General features: G+C 68.9%; 13 protein-coding genes and 5 pseudogenes. 11 read left to right on the forward strand and 7 right to left on the reverse strand.

Going from position 1 to position 17,968, the window contains the following annotated elements; translation table 11 throughout:
• Positions 1–24: 24 nt before the first annotated feature.
• A pseudogene (locus tag BTZ20_RS00840) lies at positions 25–698 on the reverse strand (PaaI family thioesterase).
• A 47-nt stretch (positions 699–745) separates the two neighbouring features.
• Positions 746–1,339 (reverse strand): TetR/AcrR family transcriptional regulator, encoded by a 594-nt coding sequence (locus BTZ20_RS00845; protein WP_077040035.1) that lies wholly within the window; start codon positions 1,337–1,339, stop codon positions 746–748.
• Positions 1,340–1,359: 20 nt separating this feature from the next.
• On the opposite strand from BTZ20_RS00845, the pseudogene BTZ20_RS00850 reads away from it, so the two are divergent.
• A pseudogene (locus BTZ20_RS00850) lies at positions 1,360–1,724 on the forward strand (hypothetical protein).
• A 147-nt stretch (positions 1,725–1,871) separates the two neighbouring features.
• A complete protein-coding gene (locus tag BTZ20_RS00855; RefSeq protein WP_189636560.1) occupies positions 1,872–2,216 on the forward strand; it encodes a hypothetical protein in 345 nt (114 codons plus the stop codon).
• A 48-nt stretch (positions 2,217–2,264) separates the two neighbouring features.
• Here BTZ20_RS00855 and BTZ20_RS00860 read toward each other — a convergent pair.
• Positions 2,265–3,085 (reverse strand): annotated as a pseudogene (locus BTZ20_RS00860) (acyl-CoA thioesterase).
• A 104-nt stretch (positions 3,086–3,189) separates the two neighbouring features.
• On the opposite strand from BTZ20_RS00860, the gene pepN reads away from it, so the two are divergent.
• The 9 genes and pseudogenes from pepN to BTZ20_RS00900 all read left to right on the forward strand — a co-directional run bounded on the left by pepN (position 3,190) and on the right by BTZ20_RS00900 (position 13,844).
• On the forward strand, positions 3,190–5,679 hold the full coding sequence (gene pepN, locus BTZ20_RS00865; protein WP_077040036.1) for an aminopeptidase N: 2,490 nt from the start codon (positions 3,190–3,192) through the stop codon (positions 5,677–5,679).
• A 37-nt stretch (positions 5,680–5,716) separates the two neighbouring features.
• Positions 5,717–6,904 (forward strand): winged helix DNA-binding domain-containing protein, encoded by a 1,188-nt coding sequence (locus tag BTZ20_RS00870; RefSeq protein ID WP_317616066.1) that lies wholly within the window; start codon positions 5,717–5,719, stop codon positions 6,902–6,904.
• Positions 6,905–7,017: 113 nt separating this feature from the next.
• On the forward strand, positions 7,018–7,620 hold the full coding sequence (locus tag BTZ20_RS00875) for a DUF1109 family protein (protein ID WP_077043374.1): 603 nt from the start codon (positions 7,018–7,020) through the stop codon (positions 7,618–7,620).
• A 3-nt stretch (positions 7,621–7,623) separates the two neighbouring features.
• Positions 7,624–7,881, forward strand: a pseudogene (locus BTZ20_RS00880) (hypothetical protein); the annotation flags it as partial.
• A 184-nt stretch (positions 7,882–8,065) separates the two neighbouring features.
• On the forward strand, positions 8,066–9,436 hold the full coding sequence (locus tag BTZ20_RS00885) for a flavin monoamine oxidase family protein (protein WP_077040038.1): 1,371 nt from the start codon (positions 8,066–8,068) through the stop codon (positions 9,434–9,436).
• 279 nt (positions 9,437–9,715) lie between these two features.
• Positions 9,716–11,185: a DEAD/DEAH box helicase family protein gene (locus tag BTZ20_RS00890; protein ID WP_223263556.1), complete on the forward strand. Its 1,470-nt coding sequence runs from the start codon at positions 9,716–9,718 to the stop codon at positions 11,183–11,185.
• A gap of 206 nt (positions 11,186–11,391) precedes the next feature.
• A complete protein-coding gene (locus tag BTZ20_RS00895; RefSeq protein ID WP_223263557.1) occupies positions 11,392–11,955 on the forward strand; it encodes an SDR family NAD(P)-dependent oxidoreductase in 564 nt (187 codons plus the stop codon).
• A gap of 11 nt (positions 11,956–11,966) precedes the next feature.
• Entirely contained in the window at positions 11,967–12,194 is a 228-nt protein-coding gene (locus BTZ20_RS28790; protein ID WP_262982530.1) for an SDR family oxidoreductase, read from the forward strand.
• A 157-nt stretch (positions 12,195–12,351) separates the two neighbouring features.
• Positions 12,352–13,844 (forward strand): annotated as a pseudogene (locus tag BTZ20_RS00900) (stealth family protein).
• 23 nt (positions 13,845–13,867) lie between these two features.
• On the opposite strand, the gene BTZ20_RS00905 reads toward BTZ20_RS00900, so the two are convergent.
• The 4 genes from BTZ20_RS00905 to BTZ20_RS00920 all read right to left on the reverse strand — a co-directional run bounded on the left by BTZ20_RS00905 (position 13,868) and on the right by BTZ20_RS00920 (position 17,820).
• The gene (locus BTZ20_RS00905) at positions 13,868–14,992 is read right to left on the reverse strand and encodes a hypothetical protein (protein ID WP_077040039.1); all 1,125 of its coding nucleotides are present in this window, start codon (positions 14,990–14,992) and stop codon (positions 13,868–13,870) included.
• A 49-nt stretch (positions 14,993–15,041) separates the two neighbouring features.
• Positions 15,042–15,956 carry a phosphodiesterase gene (locus BTZ20_RS00910; protein WP_077040040.1) on the reverse strand — a complete coding sequence of 305 codons (915 nt, stop codon included), beginning with the start codon at positions 15,954–15,956 and terminating at the stop codon, positions 15,042–15,044.
• Between the two features lie 146 nt (positions 15,957–16,102).
• Positions 16,103–16,735: an MBL fold metallo-hydrolase gene (locus tag BTZ20_RS00915; protein WP_077040041.1), complete on the reverse strand. Its 633-nt coding sequence runs from the start codon at positions 16,733–16,735 to the stop codon at positions 16,103–16,105.
• On the reverse strand, positions 16,732–17,820 hold the full coding sequence (locus BTZ20_RS00920; protein WP_077043375.1) for an S-(hydroxymethyl)mycothiol dehydrogenase: 1,089 nt from the start codon (positions 17,818–17,820) through the stop codon (positions 16,732–16,734). Before BTZ20_RS00920 ends, BTZ20_RS00915 begins: the two co-directional genes overlap by 4 nt.
• Positions 17,821–17,968: the final 148 nt, after the last annotated feature.

A 17,968-nucleotide genomic window follows, 5' to 3' on the forward strand; every position in this document is an offset into this window, starting at 1 on the left:
AGGATCCCCGACGGAACCGGCGACTTACGCCTGCCCGGGCTTGAGAACGATGAACAGGCCGTGTGCCTCGGCGCAGAGCCGGTCGCCGTCGTGCATCGTGGCGCGCACGTAGACCTTGCGACCGTCCTGGCGCTCGGCCCAGGCGCGGACCGTCAACTCGGTGTTGAGCGGGGTGACGGATCGGTAGTCCACGGTGAGGGACGCGGTCCTGGTCACCGACCCGGCGTGCATCGCGGCGGCCATGCCGAGCAGGTCGTCGAAACCGACGGCCACCTGCCCGCCGTGGGCGGCATTGTTGCCGCCGAGGTGGTAGGTGCGGAAGGTGATGCGGGCGTCGACACCGGTCGAGTCGGCGTGGTCGATCATGAAGGGCGGGAGGGTGATGTTCCCGCGACCGGGCAGATCGAACCGGGTCCACGTCGGCGCGGACCATTCGTTCACAACGGCCGCGTCCAGCTTGTCGTTGAGTTGCTTGAGCACGCCGATCGTCTCCAGCGCCAGCTCGTCGGAGGGCTGGCCAGCCGCGCGCGATCCATCAGGCCGCGCACCTGCTCGATGAACTCGCCGTAGTGCGGTCCACCCCGGGTGATGTCGGCGCCGTGTTCCTCGCGGGCATTGATCAGCTCGGACATCGGCCGGAACCCGCCCTCGTGATGCTCTTGATCGGGTAGCGAGTCGCCGACCTGCTGTTCGTTCATGAGAACACGTTATCGGTTGCCGGCGGAATGCCCGCCCAGCGGGTGCGTCAGCCTCGGTACGAGGTCAACAGCGTGCGTGCCGTGGTGGCCAGGTCGGCGTCGAGCCAGTCGGGCAGCTCGGCGGCGTGGGCGTGGCGGCGCAGCGCGGCGTACGGGAGGTCGACGACGGCGCGGCTGACGGCGTCGAGCTCCCGGTCGCCGTCCGCGCCGAGGAGGTCGCGCGCCAGGCGCCGCAGGTGCTCGAACAGCGGCGCGTTCATCCGGTCGAGGCGACCGCGGAACTCCGCGTCGGGGCCGCCGTCCAGCAGATCGCTCGGACGCAGGTTGAGCAGGAGCTTTGCGTCGTCTGGCAACTCGCGACCGAACCGCACGGCTGCCACCGCCATCGCGACGCCCGCCTCGACCGGGTCCGGGTCGTCCGCGACACCCATCACGCGGTCCTGGAAGCGGGCGAGCGCGCGCAACCACGCCTCGGTGAGGACGCCGTTGCGACTGCCGAAGCGGTGGTACAGCGTGCCGACGGGTGCACCACTCGCCGCGGCGATCGCTGCGACGCCTGCCGCGCGGGGGCCGTCGGCGAGCACGAGCGTGCGTGCAGCGTCGAGGATCACATCGGTGTCGTGCTTGCGGGGTGGTGCCACTACTAGTACGTTCCTTCTATATGGAGCGATTGCCCTACATCGACCAGCATGCCAGAACGATCGACGCGAATCGGGATCGGGCTTGGCAGGCGTTGCTCACGGTCATGTGCAAGGACCCGGACGACCCATCCGCGCCGAGGGGCTTCCTGCTCGATTCCGCCGAAGTGCCTGCCCGGTTGGCGCTGTCGGGCAGGCACTGGTTCTCGCGTTACGCGCTGATCTTCGAACTCGACGAAGAGGGCCCGAGTCGCACTCGAGTCCGGGCGCAGTCGTGGGAGAGTTCCCCGGCCTGCACGGCAAGATCTACCGGGCGCTGGTGATCGGCAGCGGCGGTCACCAGGTGGTCGTGCGTCGGCTGCTGCGCCGGATAGCAGCCGCGGCATGATCCCCGGGCTCGTCTGGGGTGCCACCGAGGCCGAGCGCGGGCAACCCCTGCCGTGCGACGAGCTGGGCTTCGGCGGGGTGCAGGCGGATCGGGCCATCAGCATCGACGCATCACCTCAGGTGGTCTACGCCTGGTTGTGTCAGCTGCGTGTCGCGCCCTACAGCTACGACCTGCTCGACCGATTCGGCCGCCGCAGCCCGCGCCGCCGCGACCCCGGAGCTGACCGAACTCGAAGTGGGGCAGCGCTTCATGTCCCAGTTCGATCTGGTGTCCTTCGTTCCCGATGGGCACATCACGCTGGTCACCGGCAAGATATGCGTCACCTACGCGGTCCGGCCCGAGGGAAGCGGAACCCGTCTCGTGGTCCGGATGCACTGCGGTGCACCGTGGATCGTCGCGCGGGCGCTGGCGCTCGGCGACCTGGTCATGATGCGAAAGCAGCTGCTGACGCTGAAGAACCTGGCCGAGGCGGAGCAGCGCACCCGTGCGTGATGCGCGGAGAATCGGACGGACGCCGGACCGGGTCCGGCGTCCGTCGCCTCAGTCCTTGAAGTAGACCAACTGATGGGTCGTCGCCAGCAGCTCGCCGTCGCGTCCCCACAGCTCCGCGGACTGGTCGAAATAGCCCCTGCGGATCTGCTGGGCACGGGCCGTGCCGAGCAGGACATCCTCCCCTGCTCGGCGAGCACCTCCGCGTCGGCGTGGAAGTACACGGTCATCGAGACGGTGCCGGCAGGCATGAACTGTCCGCGGCGCAGGAAGATCCGGGGGAAGAACACGTCGCTCATGGCGGTCAGGGCCGCGAAGTCGAGCGGACGGGCGGGTGCGTCGCGCACCCAGAGCGTCGAGACCGTGTCGGGGTGCTCGACGGCCTCGGTTGCGGGAATGCCGCCCTCGACGAATCGCATCTCGTAGTTGCGGGACCAGGCAATGAACTCGGGGAAGGCGCCTGCCTCGACGTCATCGACCGCCGGAACGTCCGGGCGGGCGATCTCAGTGGAGGACCAGGTCTCGCGGCGGGTGCCGAACACCGCGGTCGCGGTCGTCGCGACGACCCCGTCCTGAGACAGCTCGAGGGCCCAGTGCTGGGTACTGCGGTTGGTTCGGACCGGTCGGGCGGAGATCTCGAACGCGCCCTCGGCGATGGGGCCGGCGTAGTTGACGGTCAGCGAGAGCGGATCGCCGAGCCGGTCCTGGTGCTGCTGCACCGCCCGCAGCAGGGTCGCGGCGGTGATCCCGCCGAACGGGCCGACCATGTTGGCGTAGGCCGGGGAGGTGTGACCGCTGAAACGTCCGTCGCCTGCGGGAGTGAGCTCGACGGCGGCGTCGAAGGGATGCGGCGGGGCGATGGTCCGGGTCACGGTGGCTCCTCGTAGGTGATGACGGATCGACCCCAAGTATGACGCTTGGCATAGAAGCCGTCGGTACCGCCCTGGCGCTCGGCCCGCCTGGCAGGATCGACCCCGTGACCATCGCGAACCTGACCCGCACCGAAACCGCCGCCCGATCGGCCGTGGTCACCGTCCGCGGTTACCGCGTCGAACTCGACCTCCTGGCCGCGCCCGAACACTCCCGGCCGGGCTTCTCGACGACCACCACCCTCGAGTTCGACGCCACCGTCGCCGAGACGTGGATCGATTTCATCGGGCAGTCGGTCGAGTCGGTGACGGTCAACGGGACGGCTGCCCCCGTCGAGTACGACGGCGCCCGCATCCGGGTCAGGGATCTGCGTGCGTCGAACCGGGTCGTCGTCGAGGCGACCGGCGAGTACAGCCGTTCCGGCGAGGGACTGCACCGCTTCCTCGACCCCGTCGACGGCCAGACCTACCTCTACACCCAATACGAGCCGTCGGACGCGCGCCGGGTGTTCGCGTGCTTCGAGCAGCCGGACATGAAGGCGCCGTTCACCTTTGCTGTCACCGCACCCGCTGGGTGGGAGCTGGTGTCCAATCGCCCGATAGCCACCCGCGAGGCTGATGACTCCCGGCAGACGGTGGAGTTCTCCCCCACCCTGCCCATCTCCACCTACCTCACGGCCGTGGTTGCCGGGCCCTATGCTCGGGTCGAATCAACTTGGAGCCGTGGCGATCTCACGGTGCCGCTCGGCCTGCTGTGCCGCGCCTCGCTCGCGCAGTACCTCGATTCCGACACCCTCTTCGAGGTGACCGGGCAGGGCCTCGACTTTTTCGCCGAGCACTTCGAGTACCCCTATCCATGGGGCAAGTACGACCAGGTGTTCGTGCCGGAATACAACCTCGGCGCGATGGAGAACCCCGGCTGCGTGACGTTCACCGAGGCCTACGTCTTCCGGGGCGCGGCGACCGCCGCGCAGTACGAGGGCCGAACCAACACTGTCCTGCACGAGATGGCCCATATGTGGTTCGGGGACCTCGTCACGATGGTGTGGTGGGACGACCTGTGGCTCAAGGAGTCGTTCGCCGACTACGTGGGCGCGCTTGCCAGCGCTGAGGCCACGCAGTGGACCGACGCGTGGGTGGCGTTCGCGAACCGGCGAAAGGCCTGGGCGTACTCGCAGGACCAGCTGCCCACCACGCACCCGATCGTCGCGGACATCGTCGATCTGGAGGCGGCCAAGCTCAACTTCGACGGCATCACCTACGCGAAGGGCGCGAGCGTACTCAAGCAGTTGGTCGCGTACGTGGGGCGCGATGCCTTCTTCGAGGGCTCCCGCCGCTATTTCCGGGCGCACGCCTTCGGGAACACCACCCTGGCGGATCTCCTGGCGGAGTTGTCGGCGGCGTCGGGCCGCGACCTCACGGAGTGGGCGCGTGCCTGGCTGCAGACCTCGGGGATGTCGACGCTGACGCTCGAGGAGAACGGCGGCGCCCACGAGATCGTCCAGACGCACCCGCGTCCGCACCGCCTGGCGGTCGGGCTCTACGACTTCGACGACTCCGGCGATTTGGTCCGCCGTGAGCGGGTGGAGGCGGACGTCGCCTCCGATCGCACGCCGATCGCACTCGATCCCGCTCCGCTTCGTCTGTTGAACGATGGCGACCTCACCTATGCGAAGGTGCGTCTGGACCCCGGATCGCTTGCCACCGTAGAGCGTTCACTCGACCGTGTCACCGACCCGCTCGCACGCGGGCTGATCTGGTCTGCGCTGTGGAACGCGACTCGCGACGGTGAACTGGCCGCCGACCGCTATCTCACGATGGCCCGAGCGTTCGCGCCCGCGGAGTCGAACACGGCGCTGCTGGCCGCGGTGCTGTCGAATGCGTCCTACGCGATCGGGCACTACCTGCCGATCGCGGATCGGGAGCGGTGGCGCGGCGACTGGCTCGACGCGACCTGGGCGGCAACGCAATCCGCCGAACCCGGCTCCGGCGCCCAGCTCGCCTTGGCACGCGCGGCGGCGGCCGCGGCCACGGTCGACGACCGCCTGGCCGCCGACATCGGGGCCGTCCTGGACGGCCTGGCGCCCGCACCCGACGGCTTGGCGCTCGACCCCGACCTGCGTTGGGCGCTGTGGACCGCGCTGGCCGCCACCGGACACGCCGGCGCGGCGGGGCTGGACGCCGAGCTCGCCGGCGACGACACCGCCTCCGGCCGGACCGCCCACCTGCGGGCGCTGGCGGCGCGGCCGGATGCGGCCGTGAAGGCGAGCGCCTGGGCGTCCGCGCTCAGTGACACGTCGTTGACCAACGAGCACCTCGACGCCGTCATCGCCGGCTTCCGGGCCGGTGACCGCCGCGACCTCATCGCCCGTTACGACGACGAGTACTTCGCGGCGATCGGCGACGTGTGGGCGCGGCGGAGCATCGAGATCGCGCGGCGCATCGTGCTGGGGCTCTTCCCCGCGGCCGACTCGCTCGGCCCGGTCGATGCTTGGCTGGCCGCGAACCCGCACGTACCGAACGCGCTGCGCAGGCTGGTGATCGAGCAACGCGACCACCTGGCACGGGACCTGCGGGTGCGGGCCGCGTTCGGGTAGCCCTGCGCGCCGGCCGCGAGCGGGCACAATGACACCCGTGCCCACCGATCACGCAATGCCCTTCGACCCGGCGCAGCGCCGCGCCCGACTGGCCCGACGCCACCGTCTCGCACCCGAGTCCCGTGCGGCGAGCGTGGTGGAGGCGGCGAAGAGCATGGTGTGCCTGCACGGCACGGATCCCGCGACGATCTTCCTGTCCGCCCGGGCCAGGGTCGACGGCATGGTGGTGGCCGACCTGGAGCGCGCCCTGTACGAGGAGCGGTCATTGGTCAAGCACCTCGCGATGCGGCGCACCCTGTTCGTGTTCCCCAGCGAATCGCTGCCGTTCGTCCAGGCCGGTGCCAGTAACCGGGTCGGCGACACGGAGCGGCGGCGCCTGATCCGGGAGGTGGAGAAGGCCGGTCTGTTCGATGACGGGGCGGGCTGGCTCGGGGCGGCCGGGGACGCGGTGCTCGATGCGCTCGAGGGCAGTGTCCCGATGTCGTACACGGCGCTGCGCGAGCAGCTCCCGTTGTTGCAGGGCTCGATGGCCTACGGCGAGGGCAGGAGTTGGGGCGGGCAGGTGTCCGTCGGGCCGCGGGTACTGACCGTGCTGTCGGCCGAGGGCCGGATAGTGCGTGCGACCAACGACGGACCCTGGCGGGCGTCGCGGAACCGCTGGGCGACAAGCGAATCCTGGCTGGGCATGCCGATCGATCGTCGCACCGAGACGGAAGGCGCGGCCTGGCTGATCGAGGCGTGGTTGCGCGCGTTCGGCCCCGGCACCGAGTCCGACCTCAAGTGGTGGCTCGGGTCGACGGTGTCCACGGTGCGGAAGGCGTTGTCCACCTTGGACACCGTCACGGTCGACCTGGACGGCCAGACCGGCTATCTGATGGCCGACGACCAGGAAGACGACGATCCCGTCGGGCCGTGGGCGGCACTGCTGCCCGCGCTCGACCCCACCACGATGGGCTGGCGGGACCGGGACTGGTACCTCGGGCCACACAAGGACCTGCTGTTCGACACCAGCGGGAACGCCGGTCCGACGGCGTGGTGGGACGGCCGGATAGTCGGGGGCTGGTGGCAGGACGAGGACGGCCAGGTGGTGGTGCACCTGCTCGAGGACGTCGGTGCCGAGGCGCGACGCGCGTTCGACCACGAAGCGGCGAAGCTGTCGGCCTGGCTCGAGGGCGACAAGGTGCTCCCCCGGTTTCCCTCGCCACTGGCGAAGCTGCGCGCCTGACAGCGAGTCCTGATTGCCGAACGGGCCGTTATCGGAACATTGGCCGAGTGGGTCGCCCGAAAACCGCCGGTTCGTGCCCCGGCGTGGAGCCCGCCGGCCGCTACGGTGACTGGGTGACGAGAGCCGACGACGTCGAGCGGGATCAGCGGAACAAGCCGCCGGGCCCGATCGTGCTGGCCATGACAGTTCTCTCGATTGTGGTGCTGCTCTGCATCCAATACGACTGGCAGCCCGCCCGCTACGGGAATCTGACCGGTGCTGACGCCTTCTTCTACGGCGTCCCGGCGCTGCTGGTCCTCGCGCTGACGGGACTGGTCTGGGCGATCCGCAGCCTCTACGTCGTCGGGGAGGACCGGCGGTGGTCTTGGTGGATCGTGGCGGCGCCGAGCGTAGTGGTCGCGGCCGTCGCCGTCGGGATGATCTGGCCACCAACGACGTTCGACGAGGCGCGCCCCGAGTTCGAACGCATCGCACGTCAGGTACTCGCCGAACCCGATACCCGGCTCGCGGACATCGAGATCGACGGCTTCGAGATCAGCTACGTTCGGAAGATCGCTGCGGATGAGGTCCAGTTCATCGACGCCGACGGGTACTTGTTCACGACGGTCAGCGGGTGGGTTTATTCTCCGAACCGGACGCCCAACGGATCTGATAGCAGGGAATTCTCCTCGACCCATCTCGACGGCCCCTGGTACGAGTTCACCTCCACCTGGTGAGTCGACACCAAGGACTTCTTGACCCCGACCGACCCCGACTACTGGAACCCGTTTGTCAGCAAGGACCGCCTCACCTCGCCGTTCGGGCCCAGTACCCGCAACGTCTGCACCGCTTTCCACGGCGTCCTGACGGGCTGCTGGCAGGCCGACCAGAACGGACAGCCGCACAAGCTCGTGCCGTTGCCGCTGGACTTCCCGGGATCCACGTTGCCGGGTGGCGGCCCGTCTCACTTCGTCTACCCGATCTTTCCCGGAATGTAGTGGATCACGCAGTTTCGTATCTGCAACAACGGGTTTCGGGATTCAGCTGACCGCCCTTGACCTGCACGTGCACTGCGAGTACGCATAGATGCGAGGCGTTTTCGACCCCCGCTACGCGAGTGCAGCCGAGTGGTGCACCCGGCGACGGGTGTGCGCGCAGATCTGGTGAACGCAGGGTGCTGTCATGGCTGACGTCGACGTCGACTATTGCGTTGTCGGTGCGGGATTCGCGGGGCTGACGGCGGCGCTGCGGCTCAAACAGGCAGGCCACTCGGTGGCGCTGCTCGAGGCGAGGGACCGGGTCGGCGGGCGAACCTTCACGGAAGTGCGCGAGGACGGGTCGTGGATCGACCGTGGCGGCGCCTGGGTAGGGCCAGGTCAGGACCGGATCTACGCATTGATGGACGAGTTCGGTGTGCCGAGCTACAAGCAGTACACCGACGGCGAGGCCATGATGGTGGTCGGCGGCAAGCAGCACCGATACGAGGGCACCATTCCGTTGACGATGAGCCCGTGGGTGACGGCGAATCTCGGTGCTGTGTTCCTGGAACTGGGTTCGATGTGTAAGACGATCCCGCTCAACGCCCCGTGGGAGGCGAAGAAGGCCGCCGAATGGGACCGGATCAGCCTGGCCAAATGGCTGGACGACAACGTCCACTCAAGGCCGGCACACGATCTCCTCGAGACGGCGATCGCCGGCTGCTACACCTCCGCGGCCTCGGAGGTCTCGCTGCTCTTCGTTCTGTACCAGATGGCGACGGGTGGAGGTCCGAGCTTCGTCCTGGGGGTCAAGGACGCGGCCGAGGACGAGCGACCGGTCGGCGGCATGGGTGCCGTCTACCGGCCGATGGCGGCCGAGATCGGGGACGCCCTCCATCTCGGGCAGCCTGTTCGCGATATCGAGCAGGACGGGAACGGCGTGACGGTTCGCTCCCAGAACATGACCGTGCGTGCCCGGCGGGCGATCGTCGCGGTGCCGCTCGCGATCGCGAGCCAGATCCTCTACGAGCCGATGCTGCCCGTCGACCGCTCCTTCCTGCACCAGCGGATGCCGAGCGGCGCGATCTTCAAGATCGCGGTCGTGTACGACGAGCCGTTCTGGCGGGCCGACGGGCTGTCAGGTCAGTCGGCGGCACCGGGCTCCCCCGCCACCATCACCATCGACGCGTGCACGGACGCCGCCACGCCAGGGGTGCTGTGCGTCATCGTCGAGGGCCCGATTGCCCGCGAGATCGGGCGCCTCGGCGAGGCCGAACGTCGCAAGTCGGTCCTCGGCGAGCTCACCGGGCGTTTCGGCGACAAGGCCGGCGCACCGATCGACTACATCGAGCAGAACTGGTCCGTGGAGCGCTACTCCGGCGGTGCCATGCTCAGCCACGCGCCGACCGGGGTGCTGACGGAGTTCGGTCACGCGATCCGTGAGCCCTGCGGTCGCATCCACTGGGCGGGTACGGAGAGCTCGGCGCAGATGTGCGGCTGGGTGGACGGTGCCGTCCGGTCCGGTGAACGGGCCGCGCGCGAGGTGACCGAGCACGACGGGCTGATCCGGGGCTGAAGTCTGCCGGCCGCCGTGCCCGCTCCGCCGGCATGTCGCAGGGCGTGGCTACGGTTGACCGGTGACCGCCAAGGCCCGCCGCAAGACCAGCCGCAAGTCGACGAAGGTCGACTCCCCCGTTGCCGGTGCGGGGGAACGTATCTGGGTGCTCGAGGTGCCGTTCCGGGCGCCCGCGCCCGGTGCGAAGTACTACGGCGGAATCAAGGCACACGCCTACGTCGGGTCGAGCCTGCCCGAGGAGCTCCGCCCCTACGCGGCGAAGCCGTACTCGTACCAGCAGTGGGTCGAGGACGAGCTGAACGGCACCAGGGGTCCGTCCGCCGAGGCCGCTCGGAAGGAATTGCGACCCGAACAGCTCGAGGGGCCGCCGCGATCGCCCGGGCGGCCGAGGCGACCTTCCGGGGCTTCTGCCTCTCCGACGACCCGGGCCTGGGCAAGACGCTCACAGCGATCGCGGGCGCGAAGGCCGTCGCTCAGCAGCGCGGCGGCGAGGCGATTCTCGTCACGGTCGATCGCCCCACCTCGATCACCATCCCGCACTGGCGGGCGTCGATCGCGGCGGTAGGGGACGGCGGGTACCGGTGGCTGATCATCTCCCCCGACCAACTCAAGAAGCTCATCGCCCGCAACGGCAGGCCGAGGTACCGATTCGACGTCGTCGTCAACGACGAGGCACACAACTTCCGGCACGATTCGCAGCGCACTGACTACCAGCGACGGGTGACCCGGCACCTCGACCCGCCCGAGAAGGCGCCGTTCGTGATTGCGCTGACCGCGACCCTCGGGCACCACCCCGGCGAGTGGCGGTACCTGTCGTCGCTGCTGGCGCAGGTGCACCGCGAGCCGCCGCAGCGGTGGGACGAACTCGGCGCCCGACTGGTCGAGCTCGGGGTGCCGCTGGAGCGGTACATGGGCCGCTGGCAGTGGACGACGGAGGCGAAGGCGTCCGGCCGGATCCAGGCCGATGCCGTCGCCCGGGTGCGCGACGCGATGACCACCGCCGAACCGCCGGTGATGCTGCACCGCGACGCGCCATGGGGCCAGGCCCCGATCGACGGGCTCGGCGTCGACCTGACCTTCGAGCAGCGGCGGCAGTACGAGATGGAGTGGGGCGACTACCGGCGCGAGATGCAGCTCGCGCGAACAGGTTCCGACACCGCGCGCGGGCGGGCGGCGCTGATCCGGTTCCGGCAGAAGGCCGGGATGATCCGTGCGCCGCACACCGCGGAACTGGTGGCGGCGACCGCGGAACGCGGTTACCAGTGCCTGGTCGCGACGGAGATGGTGAGCACCGGCGCGGAGCCGGTGGCCGACCTGCTCGAGGATCGCGGCATCGCGGTGTCCCGGATCTTCGGCGGCCGCCGCGACGCCGAGAACGAGCGGCTGCGGTTCCAGCGCGGCGAGACCCGGGTCGTCGTGTTCAACACGACCTCCGCCATCAGCCTGCACGCCGCCGAGCACCTCGCCGACGGAAGCCGCGCCACCGCCACCCCGCGAATCGGGTTCTTCCACCAGCCCCGGTATTCCGGCATCGCCGCCCGTCAGACCATCGGTCGCGGGCACCGCGACTATCAGGTCTGCCCGTGGTCGCTGCTCTACGCCACCGAGACCATCGAGGAGTCCGCGGCCACCACGATGGTCGACCGGCTGATGGTCACCTCAGCCAGCGTCGACGGCGACACCAGCGCGTTGGCATCGATCGCCCGGATGTTCAACGCCGACTGGATCGACGAACGGGCCTTCGACTGAGTTGAGGTGCGCGATCCGGGTCCCGCTCAGCGGGACAAATCGGTTCGGTGGTCGGGGCACGGCACCTAACCTCCGATTCGGACGAACCTGGACGCAGCCATCGGCTCGGGGATATCTTCGGCAACTGGGTGTCGCTCGGTGCATACCCATTGACCGATTCGGCATCTGGCCGCATCGCATCGGATCTTCTGTTCGAAGGGAATTTCATGGCGACCTACGTCATCACTGGCGCGGCCTCCGGCATCGGCGCGGCCACCAAGGCGCGGCTGGAGTCCGACGGCCACCGCGTCATCGGCGTCGACTTGCACAACGCCGACGTCAACGTCGACCTGAGCACCGCCGACGGGCGCAGGGACGCGATCGCGCAGGTGACCGCGCTGGCCGACGGCAGCATCGACGGATTCGCCCCGTTCGCCGGCTTGGCCGCTGCCGCGGGCCGCCCCGCGAATCTGCTGATCGCGGTCAACTACTTCGGCGCCATCGAACTCCTCGAGGGCCTCCGCCCGCTGCTGGCCGCGGGTGAGAACCCGTCCGTGGTGCTGATCAGCTCCAATTCCACCACCAGCCAACCGAACTGGCCGACCGACCTCGCCGACGCTTGCCTGGCGGGCGACGAGTCGGGCGCCAATGCGGTCGCCGCCACGTTCGGTGAATGGGGCGCCATCCAGGCCTACCCGGCCACCAAGGCCGCGTTGGCCTACTACGCCAGGACGAAGTCCGCCGAGTACATCGCGGAGGGCATCCGCCTCAACGCGATCGCCCCGGCCTGATCGACACCCCGATGACCCAGGAGGGGCGCAAGGACCCGCTGGTCGGCGCGGGCATGGAGCACTTCCTGTCCACCATCCCCGCCGGGCGCGGCGGCACGCCCGAGGAGGTGGCCGCACTGGTGGCGTTCCTGCTCGGCCCCGAGGCCAGCTACTTCGTCGGGTCCGTCGTCTTCGTCGACGGTGGCACCGACGCCGCCAACCGCGGCAAGGACTGGCCGAAGGTGTGGGACCTGAGCTAGGACCTGCCACTAGACTGGTGGGCGCCGCCCTGTCGCGGTCGCCACCGGAAGGACCACAATCACACACTCTGCTGCCCCGAATGACATCTACTTCGTTCCCCCGGAGCAGGAGACGAGCGACGCCGTGCGGGACGCGTCGGCGGCAGCCGAGGCGAGGCTGCGCGATCGCCCCGAGGTCGTCCGGTTCAAGGGCCGCTTCGCGCTCTCGATCACCACGACGACCCCACACGAGGCCGTGGTCGAGGACCTGCTGTTCATCCGCGACACCCTCGACGCCGCCGGCATCGAATACCTGCTGGTGCGGGGAAACGACGAGCGACCGGTGATCGCCGTCAACTGGGCCGACCGCAAGATCCTGCGCGCGGCTCTCGTCGCGGCGTGCGAGGACCTCCCGTTCTACTCGAAGACCGTCGATGCCAAACGCGGCCCGGCGGTCCTTGTGGCCGACGGCACGCTGTCGACCACGTCGAAGGCCCGCATCTTCCGGTTGTTCCGGCCGCGGGTCGAGGTGGCGAGCGGACTGAACTACGGGGCGTCGACGGGCGTGCAGATCGAGCTGTGGTCGATGTCGGACGACGAGATCGTGCTGCCGATCGAGAATTCGCTGACCCGGCGAACAGTGCGCCCCGAAGAGGCCGTGCGGGGCACGGTCGAACGGTTCGGCAAGGTGTGGCCGACCATCGAGAACATGTTTGCCGACCACGCGTCGGACATCAACTTCGATGTGGACCTGGTGTTCTCGTGGGTGGACGGCTCATCCAAGGAATGGCAGGTGCAGCGCGCCAAGCGCATGCAGAACTACGTGGTCGGGGAGGGCGACGACTCCGAGGCCCGTTTCCGTCAGATCGACGAGTTGAAGTACGCGCTGCGGTCCGTCCACATGTATGCGCCGTGGATCCGGCGCATCTTCGTCGCAACCGATTCCGCGCGGCCTGCGTGGCTGGCCGACGACCCCCGGGTGACCTTCATGCCGAGCGAAGAGTTCTTCGCCGACACGTCGGTGCTGCCCACCCACAACTCGCAAGCCGTGGAATGCCAGCTGCACCACATCCCCGGCCTTGCCGAGCACTTCCTGTACTCCAACGACGACATGTTCTTCGGCCGGCCGGTCGGACCCCAGATGTTCTTCTCCCCGGCGGCGTCAGCATGTTCATCGAGGCGACAACGCGAATCGGATTGGGCCACAACGACGGGGAGCGAAGCGGGTTCGAGAACGCGGCGCGGGTCAACCGTCGGTTGCTGCAGGACCGCTTCGGTCTGATGACCACCCGGCACCTCGAGCATGCCGCCACCCCGCTGCGCAAGAGCGTGATGGCCGAGATGGAGAAGGAGTTCCCCGATGAGTTCGCGGCCACGGCCGCAAGTGTCTTCCGGGCGAGTTCCAACATTTCGGTCACCAACTCGCTGTATCACTACTACGCGTTGATGAGCGGACGCGCGGTGGCGCAGACGGCGGCGCGAGTGAAGTACGTGGACACCACGATGAAATCCGGTCTCAAGGACATGGATTCGCTGCTCGCGAAGCGGTCGATGGACTTCTTCTGCCTCAACGACGGCAGCGCGCCCGAGATCGATCTCGAGTTGCGTACCGCGAAGGTGACGCAGTTCCTGGAAAACTACTTCCCCATCCCTGCACCCTGGGAGTCCTGAAACGCTCTAGAGCCCTGGCTGTCTCACCGACCCGGACGCGCGTGCGTCAGGTGGGACACCGATCCGTTCGTCGGCCACTTCTTGAGTCCCACGCGATCGGGCGTGACTCTCTTCTTTACGAACTGAGCCTCGAGTTCCGGGTCGGCGGTGCCCGTGAACCGCCACAGCGTGGTGTCGGTCGTGCGTGACGCCATCGCCCACGACTCCGCGCGGTACACGGCCCGAACGATGTTGTCCGCAAACACGATTACCGGAATCTTGGCCGTCTCGCGAACAGCGTTCCCGGCAGCCCATGACTGCCGTGCCATCGCATAGATCTCATCCGGCGTCGCTCCCCGCTTCGCCGCGCCCTTCACCTCGACCAGGAAGCACGGTGTGGGCAGGTTCGGCACGGGTTCTGCCTCATACTGCAGCACCAGGTCGTCGACCGGCGCAGCCCTGAGTTCGAGTGCGTCGCCGGCAAGGTTCGTGAGGCCGGGAGTGTCGGTCTCCGCCTCGATCAGGCCGAGTACGCCGACGAGCGCCCCGGCGATGCCCTCCGCAGTCCGATCGTCGTCCGCGGCACTGACCTGGTGCTGCACAATGTAGTGCTCCACTTCGTGGCCGGAGTCGTAGATGTCGCGAATGCGCCTGATGGTCGCGGCGGTGACCTCGGGGTGGTCCGTCTCCTTGTCCTCGAGCAACCGGAGACTCTCGGTCTCCTCGAGCGCGGCCCACACGTGGCCGAAGACGCGGTTGCCGCGTCCACTCCCCGCGTAGAAGACCGACCGGTTGCGTGGATCGAGCAGCGCGTACACGTATACGCCCAGCTGTTCGGCCACCCGCGCGGGCAATGGTTTCGGGGCGGGACGCGTCTGATGAACCGTCGTCACGATCAGTCGCAGCGCGGCGAGCCGCAACGCCACCGGGACACCGTGGCCGCCGCCATCGGTCCGATCGAACAGCGCCGCCGATGCCGACTGCACCGACGTGAACGTCCGGCCCACGTGGTGCCCGAGTGACGCGGTCACCTCGGCGAATTGCGCCAGCCGCACCCGCGGATCCGGCGATGCGTCGGCAAGGTCGTTGGACGCGAGGAAGGTCTGGACCTCTGGCGAGGCAAGCCAGCGCGGTGTGATGTCGATCGGAACTGTCCAGACGGTAGCCATGCCCCGACTCTAGTGAACGTCGCCGTGAAAGTAGCTGGTCGCGCGCCGGCTACACCCGGTCGGCCCTCACCGGAACCACCGGGCGTTCGCTGTCTGCGATCCGAACCCGGGCCGCGTCCAGGCGCCGCGCGGTCTCCTCCGCGGTGACGTACTCGCCGACGATGTCCTGGCCGCCCATCGGGACGACGGAATGAACGATGGTGCCCGGGTAGACGTGCACCATGTTGTGGCCCTGGGCGCCGTCGCGTCCGCGCTGGGCTCCGGGCGGCACGGTGAGATCCTGCGTGTAGCAGGTGGCGGAGGCGACCGAGACGGGGATGCCTGCGAACGTCGCGGTGGTCGAGTAGTGCAGATGGCCGGCCAGGATGGCCCGCACATCGCTGCCGCGCAGTACCTCGGCGAGCCCCGTCTGGTCGCGCAACTCCACGAGCACCGCGAGATCCTGCACGCACGGAACCGGCGGGTGGTGCAGCGCCAGGATGGTGCCGTGTGGCGCAGGCGTCGCGAGTTCGGCTGCAAGCCAGCGCAGTTGGGCCTCACCTATCTCGCCGTAGTGGTGCCCGGGCACGGTCGAGTCGAGAGTGACGATGCGCAGGCCGTCGATGTCGTAGGTGCGATCGACTGGCCCGGTTTGCGAATCCTCGTCGAACAGTACGGCGCGGAAGTGGGCGCGGTCGTCGTGATTGCCCATGGCCCAGATGACCTGCGCGCCGAGCGAGTCCGCGACGGGGTCGACGAGGGCGCGAAGCTTCGCATAGGCGCCGGGTTCGCCCTTGTCGGCCAGGTCGCCGGTGAACACCAGCGCATCGGGCCTCGCGTGTGACGCCTCGATCTCGGCGAAGATCTGCCGAAGCCGGGCCTCGCTGTCGACCCCGCCGTAGAGCGCACCGGGGCGATCGATCAGGTGGGTATCGCTCAGGTGGAGCAGGACGTGCGATGGGCGCGGGTACTCGGCCGTGCGCATGTTGCTGATCGGTCTCTCGCTTCCGCTCGCCCGATGTGCAGAGAGGCCAGTTGTGGTCTCCACCGTCACACCACAGTAGCCACGCGGATGCCGACGGCGCCGCGTTGCCCACCCGCCGCGAGCCGGTGAGCAACGCGGGCCCGCTGCTAGGAACCCGCCCGGATCCACTCCTCCAGATGCGGCGACTCGGTGCCGATCGTGGTGCCGTCGCCGTGCCCGGTGTGCACCCGGGTCTCCGCGGGCAGCGCGAACAGTCGGTCGCGGATCGACCCGATGATCGTCGGGAAGTCGGAGAAGGAGCGCCCCGTCGCCCCCGGTCCACCGGAGAACAGGGTGTCGCCGCTGAACAGCTCGCCCGCCTCGGGCAGGTACAGGCAGGTCGAGCCCGGCGAGTGGCCGGGCGTGTGGATGGCCTGGATCTCCGTGCCCGCCACCGCGATCCGCTGACCGTCCTCGAGCGGCAGGTGCGCGACATCGGGGTGGGTCATCCGCCACAGCACGTCATCGGCGGGGTGCAGCAGGATCGGCGCGTCGAGGCGCTCCGACAGCTCCGGTGCCACCGTCACGTGGTCGTTGTGTCCGTGGGTGAGCACGATCGCCTTCACCCGCCGACCGGCGACCGCATCGATGATCGGCTGCGCGGTGTGTGCGGCGTCGACGACCACCACCTCGGAGTCGTCGCCGATCAGCCAGATGTTGTTGTCGACGTCCCAGGTGCCGCCGTCGAGGCTGAACGTCCCCGACGTGACGACCCGGTCGACCCTCAGCGCGCCGCTCACAGCACGACCACCGAACGCAGCACCTCGCCGCGGTGCATGGACTCGAAGGCCTGCTCCACCTCGTCGAGCGCGATCCGCTCGGTCACGAACTTCTCCAGCGGCAGCCGACCCTGCTGGTACAGGTCCACGAGCATCGGGAAGTCGCGCTCGGGCAGGCAGTCGCCGTACCAGGACGACTTCAGCGCCCCGCCGCGGGAGAAGAAGTCGATGAGCGGCATCTCGAGCGTCATGTCCGGGGTCGGCACGCCGACCAGGACCACGGTGCCTGCCAGGTCGCGCGCGTAGAACGCCTGCTTCCACGTCTCCGGGCGGCCGACCGCGTCGACGACGACGTCGGCACCGAATCCGCCGGTCAGCTCCTGCACGGCCTCGACCACGTCGTCGACCTCGGACGCGTTGATCGTGTGGGTGGCGCCCAGTTCGACGGCCCACTCGAGCTTGCGGGGGTCGCGGTCGATCGCGATGATCGTGCCCGCGCCCGCCAGCCGGGACCCCATGATCGCGGCGTCACCGACGCCGCCGCAGCCGATGACGGCGACGGAGTCGCCGCGGCCGACGTTGCCGGTGTTCATGGCCGCGCCCATGCCCGCCATGACGCCGCAGCCGAGCAGACCCACCACCGCGGGATCCGCGGACGGGTCCACCTTTGTGCACTGACCGGCGTGTACCAGGGTCTTGTCCGCGAACGCACCGATACCGAGGGCGGGACTGAGCTCGGTGCCGTCCTCGAGGGTCATCTTCTGGGTCGCGTTGAAGGTGTCGAAACAGTACTGGGGGCGTCCGCGCTTGCAGGCGCGGCACTGACCGCAGACCGCCCGCCAGTTCAGCACCACGAAGTCGCCCACCTCGACCGAATCGACGCCGTCGCCGACGCTCTCGACGATGCCGGCCGCCTCGTGCCCGAGCAGGAACGGGTACTCGTCGTTGATGCCCCCGTCGCGGTAGGTGAGGTCCGTGTGGCAGACCCCGCAGGTCGAGACGGCGACGACGACCTCGCCGGGCCCGGGGTCGGGGATGGTGATCGTCGCGATCTCGACCGGCGCTCCCTTGGAGCGGGCGATGACACCCCGAACCTGCTGCGACATGGCGTTGTCTCCTTCGAACTCGTGTGGATTCATGGCGATACGAGCGCCGGGTTCGACGGTAGTCCAACCGGTGTCCGCGGTGCCCGGACCGTGTCGAACGGAGATGGTTTGCGGGGACCGATGAGTTTTCGGATCGGGGATGGTCTAC

Source organism: Rhodococcus sp. MTM3W5.2 (genome assembly GCF_001984015.1).
Lineage (GTDB): Bacteria > Actinomycetota > Actinomycetes > Mycobacteriales > Mycobacteriaceae > Rhodococcus_G > Rhodococcus_G oryzae.